This window comes from Achromobacter semiaridum, assembly GCF_053543755.1.
Genome location: NZ_JBLVOL010000002.1, coordinates 75,235 through 83,889 on the forward strand (window position 1 = coordinate 75,235; position 8,655 = coordinate 83,889).

7 protein-coding genes and 1 tRNA gene are annotated in these 8,655 nt (G+C 63.4%); 3 read left to right on the top strand and 5 right to left on the bottom strand.

Annotation, left to right across the window (positions count from 1 at the left end; translation table 11 throughout):
* The first annotated feature begins 105 nt into the window (after positions 1 to 105).
* Complete coding sequence (locus tag ACNPP0_RS00485) at positions 106 to 2,730, top strand: S8 family serine peptidase (protein WP_448704732.1); 2,625 nt, start codon at positions 106 to 108, stop codon at positions 2,728 to 2,730.
* A 180-nt stretch (positions 2,731 to 2,910) separates the two neighbouring features.
* On the opposite strand, the gene ACNPP0_RS00490 is transcribed toward ACNPP0_RS00485, so the two are convergent.
* Positions 2,911 to 3,621: a hypothetical protein gene (locus ACNPP0_RS00490; RefSeq protein WP_332612674.1), complete on the bottom strand. Its 711-nt coding sequence runs from the start codon at positions 3,619 to 3,621 to the stop codon at positions 2,911 to 2,913.
* Between the two features lie 208 nt (positions 3,622 to 3,829).
* A tRNA-Gly gene (locus tag ACNPP0_RS00495) sits at positions 3,830 to 3,905 on the bottom strand.
* A 240-nt stretch (positions 3,906 to 4,145) separates the two neighbouring features.
* Between ACNPP0_RS00495 and murB the strand changes: the two genes are divergently transcribed.
* Positions 4,146 to 5,192, top strand: coding sequence for a UDP-N-acetylmuramate dehydrogenase (gene murB / locus ACNPP0_RS00500; protein WP_448704733.1), 1,047 nt, complete (start codon positions 4,146 to 4,148; stop codon positions 5,190 to 5,192).
* 162 nt (positions 5,193 to 5,354) lie between these two features.
* On the opposite strand, the gene dapB is transcribed toward murB, so the two are convergent.
* Together dapB and ACNPP0_RS00510 are read right to left on the bottom strand one after the other, a co-directional pair.
* Positions 5,355 to 6,146 carry a 4-hydroxy-tetrahydrodipicolinate reductase gene (dapB, locus tag ACNPP0_RS00505; RefSeq protein WP_046803421.1) on the bottom strand — a complete coding sequence of 264 codons (792 nt, stop codon included), beginning with the start codon at positions 6,144 to 6,146 and terminating at the stop codon, positions 5,355 to 5,357.
* Positions 6,147 to 6,164: 18 nt separating this feature from the next.
* Positions 6,165 to 6,701 (bottom strand): outer membrane protein assembly factor BamE, encoded by a 537-nt coding sequence (locus ACNPP0_RS00510; protein WP_448704734.1) that lies wholly within the window; start codon positions 6,699 to 6,701, stop codon positions 6,165 to 6,167.
* Between the two features lie 156 nt (positions 6,702 to 6,857).
* Here ACNPP0_RS00510 and fur point away from each other — a divergent pair, with 156 nt between their 5' ends.
* The gene (fur, locus tag ACNPP0_RS00515) at positions 6,858 to 7,277 is read left to right on the top strand and encodes a ferric iron uptake transcriptional regulator (protein WP_332612671.1); all 420 of its coding nucleotides are present in this window, start codon (positions 6,858 to 6,860) and stop codon (positions 7,275 to 7,277) included.
* Positions 7,278 to 7,508: 231 nt separating this feature from the next.
* Here fur and ACNPP0_RS00520 read toward each other — a convergent pair.
* Positions 7,509 to 8,655: DNA repair protein RecN (locus tag ACNPP0_RS00520; protein WP_448704735.1), on the bottom strand; the 1,147-nt coding region annotated here is incomplete at its 5' end.

An 8,655-nucleotide genomic window follows, 5' to 3' on the forward strand; every position in this document is an offset into this window, starting at 1 on the left:
GGGCGTCTTGGCCCGCGTTGGACGCCAGCCCTTCTTCCAGCGATGGGAGGGGGGCTTTCTTTTTGCGTTGATGGATCCACCGTCAAGGCGGATCACTGAATAGCCATGAAAAACAAAATACAGTTATCCATGCTCGCGCTGATGTTAGGCGCGGGATTTACCGGCCCCGGACATGCGGCGTCAGCCGATGAGCCGCGGCCCATCTACGTCCGGCTGAAAGCCGAAGCCCCCAACCCGGCGCAGCGCACCGCGCCGACGCCCGAAGTGGCCAACGCAATGGACGCGCTGACGCGCCTGGCTAACGGCATGGAGCCGTTGGTGCCGCTGTCGCCGATGATGCGTAACCACGAGGAACTCGCCGCGCTGGAACGCCATAATTTGACGCGTTATTACAAGATTTCGGCCGAGATGATGCGTGGCCGCGACGCGGAATCGCTGGTCAGGCAACTGCTGGAAAATCCGCTGGTGGAAAGCGCGCAGATCGAGCCTGTGCCGATGTCGATGGGCGAAGGCCTGGGTGAGGAACCGGTAATGGCCGTTACCCGCGCCGCATCCGGCACCCCTGACTACACCAATTGCGACGGCGCGCTGGCGCCGACCTGCCAGAACTATATGCAGCCGCCCACGCGCGGGCACTGGGTGCTGGGTGGGGTCAACGCTTTCGAGGCGCAGCGTCAGACCGGCCACTATGGCGCCAACGTGCGCGTCATATCGAATGAGATCGGCCACTGGGACTTCGATCACATCGATTTGCCCAAGCCTTTCATCCATCACGGCCAGTATGTGGAGAAGCCGGACTTCCACGACACGATGTCGGCGGGCATCATGTTCGGACAGAAGAACGGCTATGGCGTGACAGGTATCGTCCCGGAGGCGCAGGCCGGCTATACCAAGTACAGCGTGGGCGGAATGATTGATCTGCGCAACGTGCTTCAGGCCGGCGATGTGGTTCAGATCGGCGTGCACTACAAGTTTGGAAACGGCTGCGGTCCCACCACGGCTTGCTACCTGCCTGTCGAGCACGTGGATGCCGTGTATGACGCGATTTCCTATTTGACCCAGGAAAAGGGCGTTCACGTTGTGTTGGCGGCCGCCAATGGAAACGTCAACTTGGACGATCCGTATTACCGCGGGCGCTATGACCGCACGAAGCGGGATTCCGGCGCGATTTACGTCGGCGCGGCGGACCCGTATTCGGGTGCGCGATCGTGGTTCTCGGAGTACGGCAGCCGGGTCGATACCTTCAGTTGGGGTGGCCAAGTCACCACTACGAACTGGGAAGAGGGTCAACACAACTTGTACACGACCGGCTATAGCGGCACGTCTTCCGCGAACCCCATCATTGCGGGCAGCGTGGCCTGGCTGCAAAGCCTGGCACGCGAGCGTGGGCTGGGCAATATTCCGCCCAAGGTCATGCGTCAGATCCTGGTGGATAGCGGCAACCCCGTGCCGAAGGTCGATCCGGCCCGGCCCATTGGCGTGCAGCCCGATCTGGTTCGCGCGGCGGAACTGCTGGGCGGCGACAGCATCGGCGGCCAGGCGCCCCAAGCGCATGTCGTCGGCTTGGCGCAAGCGAATGCGGGCGACAAGGTAGTGTTGTCGGCCGTGGATTCCACTGGCAAGGACCTGACCTATGCATGGAGCAGCCAGCCCACGCTGAAGTTCATTGAGCAGGGCGTCAAGAGCAGCTTCGTCGCGCCGGAAAACGCGAAGGACGTCGCCTATCGCATCACGCTGAAGGTCACCGACTCGCAAGGGCGTAGCGCGTCCGCGCACCATGGCGTTCTGGTCAAGGCAAAGGCCGCCGGCGTGTGCGCCAACGTGCCGGCCTGGGATGCCCGCAAGGTGTACAACGTGCCGAATGAAGCGGTGTCGTACAACGGCAAGGTGTATCACCAGAACTACTGGAACGTGGATGCCGCGCCCGATAAGAACTCGGCGCAGTATGGCAAGCCGTGGAAAATGCCTGAAGCTTGCGACGTGGAGCCGACGCCGGTTCCGCCGCCGGTAGCCCGGATCAGCGGCCCCGCCGAAGTGATGGCCTTGAAGCCGGCGACGTTGTCGGCCACCGGATCGACGGGCCAGGGCCTGAAGTATGCATGGACCAGCATGGACGGCATTGCGTTGCAGCCGAACGGTGCCCTGGTCACGTTCTACGGCCCGCCGTTGGGCGAAGACCGTAACCTGACCTTCAATCTGGCCGTGACGGATGATCGCGGACGCACCGCGACCGCCAGCCATGTGGTTAAAGCCAAGGCGAAGGACGTGGTGCCGGAAGTGATCCCGCCGCAAGCCAAGCTGAGCGGCCCCGCGCAGGCAAAGAGCGGTGAACGCGTTGTCCTGTCTGGCAAGGCGTCCACGGGCACCGACCTGCGCTTCCGCTGGACCGTGCCCGCGGGCATTTCCGCCGGTGCGTTGGACCAGGCCGACATCAGCTTTGTCGCGCCGACCACCACGAAGGACACGCCTTACCGCTTTACGCTGACGGTCAGCAATTCGCGTGGCGAAGTCCAGGCCAGCCATACCGTGACCGTGAAGGCGCAGGCTGCCGTGGGTGGTTACCCGCAGTACAAGGCCGGCACGATTTACAAAGCGGGCGACAAGGTCGTGAACGTGGGCAAGACGTTTGAATGCAAGATCTACCCGTACAGCGGCTGGTGCAGCCAGTCACCGTCGCACTATGCGCCCGGCACGGGTTCGCATTGGAACGATGCGTGGATTCAGCGTTAAGCACAACGTGTCAGGCGTTAAGCACAACGTGTCAGGCGTTAAGCGCTAAGGGCTAAGCGCTAAGCGCGAAGGGCTACACGCTAATCGCCAAGCGTTCCGCGATCGCTGCGTAATGCACCGCCCCCACCGGTTTTCCGGTGGGGGCTTTTTTTCGGGGAAGGTAAGCCGCCCATCTAGGCGTCAAGCGTGCAGGTCCGCCACCAGGCGATAGCTGTGTGCCTGCCCCTGCTTGTCGACCTGACAAAGCATGACGTCGTGTTGCGGGCCGGCCAGCGTGGCGACGCTGGCCAGTTCGGCCGGCAGGCCGCTAAGGTCAAAGGCAATGGCTGCATCGGCGCCGGCCTCGCGTCGGATGCCGGCTAGCAGTTGGTGAATGCGCGCGTGGTTCTGATGCATGTCCTGCAAATCGGGCAGCGGATGGCCTTGCAGGCGGACCCCAGCGGTGGCACATGGCGCTTCAAGCGCGGCCAGCTCGTCGGCCTGCCGATAAAGCGCATGGAATGTCCGCGAACGAGATGAATCGTGGGTGCCGCAAAAAGAAGACAGCGCACGGCCGCCTGATGCCAGCCCGACCAGTTGAGAGGGCGAGGTGGCGACGGGGCTAAGACGATATCGGGGCCGCCGCTTCAAGTGGTGCACGGCCATCGCGGACGAGGCGATGGTCAATGACAGGCCGGCCAGCAATGGAACCAGCCAGATCAGCAGACTGGGATGGTCCGTGAACGGATGCTGATAATTTTCAACGGTGGTGGGGTAGAAGTAGCGCAGCAAGGGCTTGAACATCAGCCCTTCATTGAGCGCATCGGTTACCCAGCTGATCAGCACGATGGAGCTGATGGTGTAGCAGGCGGTTTTCAAGCGGTGCAGCAGCACCGTGCGCGTCAATGTCATGGCCAAGGCTCCGGGGCGCGGCGGACGCGGCGACGCGGCGTCCGCGATGCAACCCAAGAGCAGAGCATCCGGATCGGCAAGAAGCAATCAGAGGACTCTGGTAATGGCGGCAGGAATGAAAAAAGGGCCGGACAACAAGTGTCGGGCCCTTCTTAGGTGACTGCAGTGATCAAGAACCTGGGTTGCTTGACCGCTGCACATCTGAATTTGGAGCGGGAGACGAGTCTCGAACTCGCGACCTCAACCTTGGCAAGGTTGCGCTCTACCAACTGAGCTACTCCCGCATGGGTTCCGTCTTGAACTGCTCAGAACCGTTTTCTTATGCACTCTGATCAACTTGGTTATCGATCAGAAGGCGCGCATCTTACATGATTTTTTCGAGCTTGTCATTGGGCCGAGATTTTTCGCGTTTTCGCCGTGTTCTCTGTAAAGAGCGGCTATTGAAAAAGCGGTGTACTCAAACCAAAACACTCAATCAAGTAATATGAGCGAAGACCGAAACTATAGCATAGCCCGTAGCACCCATGTCAACTCCCTCTGCTATCGACACGGCGTCAGCCGCGTTGACTCCCGCTGCCCACGATCTCAGCCGGCTCAATACGCTGGGCCTGGTCTCGCAAGCCGAAGCCTTTGTCACGCTGGACGATGCCGCTCAATTGCCGGCCTTGTCCGACTTGGCACGCGGGGCGGACAGCCTCCTGGTGCTGGGCGGCGGCAGCAATGTCGTCCTGCCCCGGCGTGTATCCGGCTTGGTGGCCAAGGTGGCTTTCAGGGGCGTGCGGCTGTTGCAGGACGCGCCCGATGTCTGCCTGGTGGAAGCGGCGGGCGGCGAAAGCTGGCACGGCTTTGTCGAACATTGCGTCGGGCAGGGCTGGGATGGCCTGGAAAACCTGGCCTTGATTCCCGGTACGGTCGGGGCCGCGCCGGTGCAGAACATCGGCGCTTACGGCGTCGAATTCGAAGAACGCTTTCATAGCCTGACGGCGTGGGATGTCGCGGCGGCAAGGCTTGTTGAAATGGGCCCGTCCGATTGCCGCTTTTCGTATCGCGATAGCGCGTTCAAGCACGATGCGCCCGGCCGCTGGATCATCGTCAGCGTGCGGTTCGCCTTGCCGCGCCCCTGGCGCCCCGTGTTGGGCTATCCCGACCTGCAACGCCACGAACGGTTGGCCCACGGCGCGCCCGGCGCGCGGGACATCTTCAACGCGGTTTGCGACATTCGCCGCGCCAAGCTGCCGGACCCGGCAGTGACCGGCAACGCCGGCAGCTTTTTCAAGAATCCCATCGTGGCGGCCGATGTGCGGGACGCTCTGGCCGAACGCTACCCGGGCCTGGTGTCGTACGCGCAACCGGACGGCCGCTACAAGCTGGCAGCCGGTTGGCTGATCGATCAATGCGGTTGGAAGGGGCAGGCGCTGGGCGCGGCCGGGGTGCATGACATGCAGGCGCTGGTGCTGGTGAATCGCGGCGGAGCCAACGCCGCCGACATCATGGCGCTGGCCGGCGCGATTCAAGCGTCGGTGCAGGCGCGCTATGGCGTCATGCTGGAACCGGAGCCCGTGGTGGTGTAGGGCGCGGTGCGGCCGGAGCAATAAAAAAGGATCCCGAGGGATCCTTTGTGTTTTGTGGCGGCCGGCGATCCGGCGGCCGGCGATCCGGCGGCCGGCGTTCCGGCGATCCGGCGATCCGGCGATCCGGCGGCCGGCGCTCCGGCGATCCCGCGGCCGCCTGGCTCAGAAGCCCAGCACGGATTGCATGTCGTACAGGCCGTTGTGCTTGTCTTGCAGAAAGCGTGCCGCGCGCAGGGCGCCTTCCGCGTAGGTGGCGCGGCTGCTGGAACGGTGCGTGATCTCGATGCGTTCGCCGATGCCGCAGAACGATACGGTGTGGTCGCCCACGATGTCGCCACCGCGCAGCACGGAAAAGCCGATGGTGCCGGGCTTGCGCACGCCGGTGTCGCCATGGCGGCTCCAGGTGGCCACGTCCGGCAGCGCCACGTCCCAGGCCGACGCAATGGTCTCGCCCATTTTCAACGCGGTGCCCGAAGGCGCATCGACCTTGTTGCGATGGTGCGCTTCGAACACTTCAACGTCATAACCGGAATTCAGGATGCGGGCGGCCATGTCCAGCAGCTTGAGCGTGGCATTCACACCCACGCTCATGTTGGGCGCGAACACGATGCCGATTTTCTGCGCGGCCACTTCGATGGCGGCGCGGCCGTTGTCGTCGAACCCGGTGGTGCCGATGACGGCGTGCGTGCCGTGCTTCACGCAGGCCTGCAAGTGGGCAAGCGTGCCTTCGGGCCGCGTGAAATCGATCAGGCAATCGGCGTTGGCCAGCGCGTCAAGATCATCGGTGATCAGCACGCCGGTCTGTTGGCCCAGCGGGGCGCCCGCGTCCTGGCCCAGCGACGTCGACCCATTGCGGTCCAACGCCACTGCCAATTGCAGGTCGGTGGACTTAAGGATGGCGTCGATCAGCATCTGGCCCATACGGCCGCTGGCGCCGGCAATTGCAATACGCATGAAGAAAATCCTTGGGGGTTACCGAAGCGGCTCGGGCGCGTTGCCCGGTTGGCCGGGGTACTGATTCAGCGGGCTGACCGGCGCGGCGGAATCGCGCTTTTTCAGGTCTTCCTCTTCTTTGATGCGGGCTTCGTCCTGGTCCAGGCGCTTGTCCGCCTTTTCGTCGGCGGCGCTGCTGGGGGTGTTCAGCTGATAGGGCTGCAAATCAGGCTGCTTGTCGCCTTCCCAGCGCGTCAGGCGGTCGTTTTCGAACCAGACGGTGAACTTGCGTTCACGGGCTTCGCCGTAGCCGGGCTTGTAATAGTAGGGGTAGTCCCAACGGTTGGCGTGCAGCACGCTGGTAAGGGTAGGGCTGCCCAGCGCAAAGCGGACTTGCTCGCGGGTCATGCCCGGCTGGAGCAGCGCGACTTGTTCCTGGGTGATCCAGTTGCCTTGCTGGACACCGGCCTTGTAGGGGAAGCCCCACTTGTCCCCCGAGCAGCCGGCAAGGGCGATGGCCAGGGCGGCGACGGCCAATCCGGTCTTCAGCGAGCGGGAGGGAATTCGTGCAATCATGGACACTACGCGCCCCTATTATTTGGAAGCAGACAAAACCGTTATCATAAAGGTTTCATAAGGATAGTTCCGCGAGGCGGCATGAATTCAGGTGAGCCGACTCGCGGTGCACCCTTGATTCTGCCCATGCCTACGCGGACGGAGAGCGATTACACCATGAGCGACCAAAGCGAACTGAAGAACATGGGTTTGAAGGCGACGTTTCCGCGCCTGAAAATTCTTGATATTTTCCGCAAATCCGACCAGCGCCACCTCAGCGCCGAAGACGTCTACCGTGCCCTGATCGGCGAAAATGTCGAAATCGGCCTGGCAACCGTCTACCGCGTGCTGACCCAGTTCGAGCAGGCCGGCATCCTGGCCCGCAGCCAGTTCGACAGCGGCAAGGCCGTGTTCGAACTGAACGACGGCGATCACCACGATCACCTGATCTGCACGAATTGCGGCACCGTGGTCGAGTTTTCGGATCCGGACATTGAAAAGCGCCAGCAGAAGATCGCCAAGGACAACGGTTTCGCGCTGGAAAGCCACGCGATGGTGTTGTACGGCGTGTGCAGCAGCTGCATGAAAGGGCGCTAAACCGCTAGCGTCCGCCCCACGGTCCGTGGCCGCGCTCGTTGCGGGCCAGTGAGATCAAAAGCCCCTTCTGAACGGAGGGGCTTTTTTTTGTCCGATGGGTCCGCAGCGGGGCGCGGTTCTTGCGCCGTTCTTGCGCCGATATTGCGCGGCTTTAAGCTGAATTTCACGCGGCATGCGCGCGGATATTCCTTGGAATCGTGGCGGGCTTGCCCTGGCCCGCGCCAAGCTGGGTCAGGCCGCGGGCTGGCCAAAACCTTCCAGCATTTCGCGGGCGTGCTCGCGCGTGGTGGCCGTCAGCTTGATGCCGCCCAGCATCCGCGCGATTTCCTCAACACGCGCCGCCGCGTCCAGCTCTTCGATGCTGGAGCGCGTGGTGCCGCGAGACTCGGTCTTGCTGACCAGGAACTGGTTGTTCGCGCAGGCAGCCACCTGGGGCAAGTGCGTCACGCACAGCACCTGGTGGCGTTCGCCCAGCTCGCGCAGCAGCTTGCCCACGGCTTCGGCCACCGCGCCGCCCACGCCGCTATCGACCTCATCGAAGATCAGCGTCGGTACGCGCGCGGCGCGGCTGGCAATGACGGACAGCGCCAGCGAAATCCGCGACAACTCGCCACCCGAAGCCACTTTGGCCAGGGGTCGCGGGGTGGTGCCGGCGTGGCCGGCCACCAGAAATTCAACCTGCTCGTTGCCGTGCGCGGACGGCCCGGCGGCGGTCAGGGTGGGCTCGAACTTGCCGCCCTGCATGGCCAGCGTCTGCATGGCCTGGGTGACTTGTTTGCCCAGGTCCTTGGCTATCTTGCGACGGGCGGCGGTCAGCTTGGCGGCCGCGGCGTCGTATTGCGTTTGCGCCGCCACCGACTGGGTGCGCAACGCATCGATGTCGCCGGCGGCTTGCAAGGCGGCCAGCTCGGCATGCAGGGAGTCGCGCAATTCGCACAGGGCGTCGGGCTCGACGCGGAATTTGCGCGCGGTCTCGAAGACCAGGCCCAGGCGCGCTTCGACGTCGGCCAGCCGCTTCGGGTCCAGATCGACCCGGCTGACGTAATTGTTCAGGTCGGACACGGCTTCGCTGATCGCGATGCGGGCGGACTCCAGTTCGTCGTACACGCCTTGCAGGCCGGGGTCATGCCGCAGCATTTGCTGAATGCGGTGATTGGCGGCCGTGACGCGGTGGTGCGCGGAATCGCCTTCGCCGTCCAGCGCTTCCAGGATTTGCGAGGCGCCATCCAGCAGCGATTGCGAATGCGACAAGCGCGTGTGCTCGGACTGCAAGGATTCCCATTCGTCCGGGCCAAGCGCCAGTTGATCCAGTTCGTCCACCTGCCATTGCAGCCGGTCGCGTTCGTTGGCCAGGCTGGCGGCGTCTTTTTCGGCGGCT

Bases quoted from the DNA above. Each gene is read 5' to 3' on its own strand.
- dapB (WP_046803421.1), bottom strand. From the start codon at position 6,146: ATGCGTATTGCAATTGCCGGCGCCAGCGGCCGTATGGGCCAGATGCTG.
- ACNPP0_RS00485 (WP_448704732.1), top strand. From the start codon at position 106: ATGAAAAACAAAATACAGTTATCCATGCTCGCGCTGATGTTAGGCGCG.
- ACNPP0_RS00490 (WP_332612674.1), bottom strand. From the start codon at position 3,621: ATGACATTGACGCGCACGGTGCTGCTGCACCGCTTGAAAACCGCCTGC.
- fur (WP_332612671.1), top strand. From the start codon at position 6,858: ATGAGCGACCAAAGCGAACTGAAGAACATGGGTTTGAAGGCGACGTTT.
- murB (WP_448704733.1), top strand. From the start codon at position 4,146: ATGTCAACTCCCTCTGCTATCGACACGGCGTCAGCCGCGTTGACTCCC.
- ACNPP0_RS00510 (WP_448704734.1), bottom strand. From the start codon at position 6,701: ATGATTGCACGAATTCCCTCCCGCTCGCTGAAGACCGGATTGGCCGTC.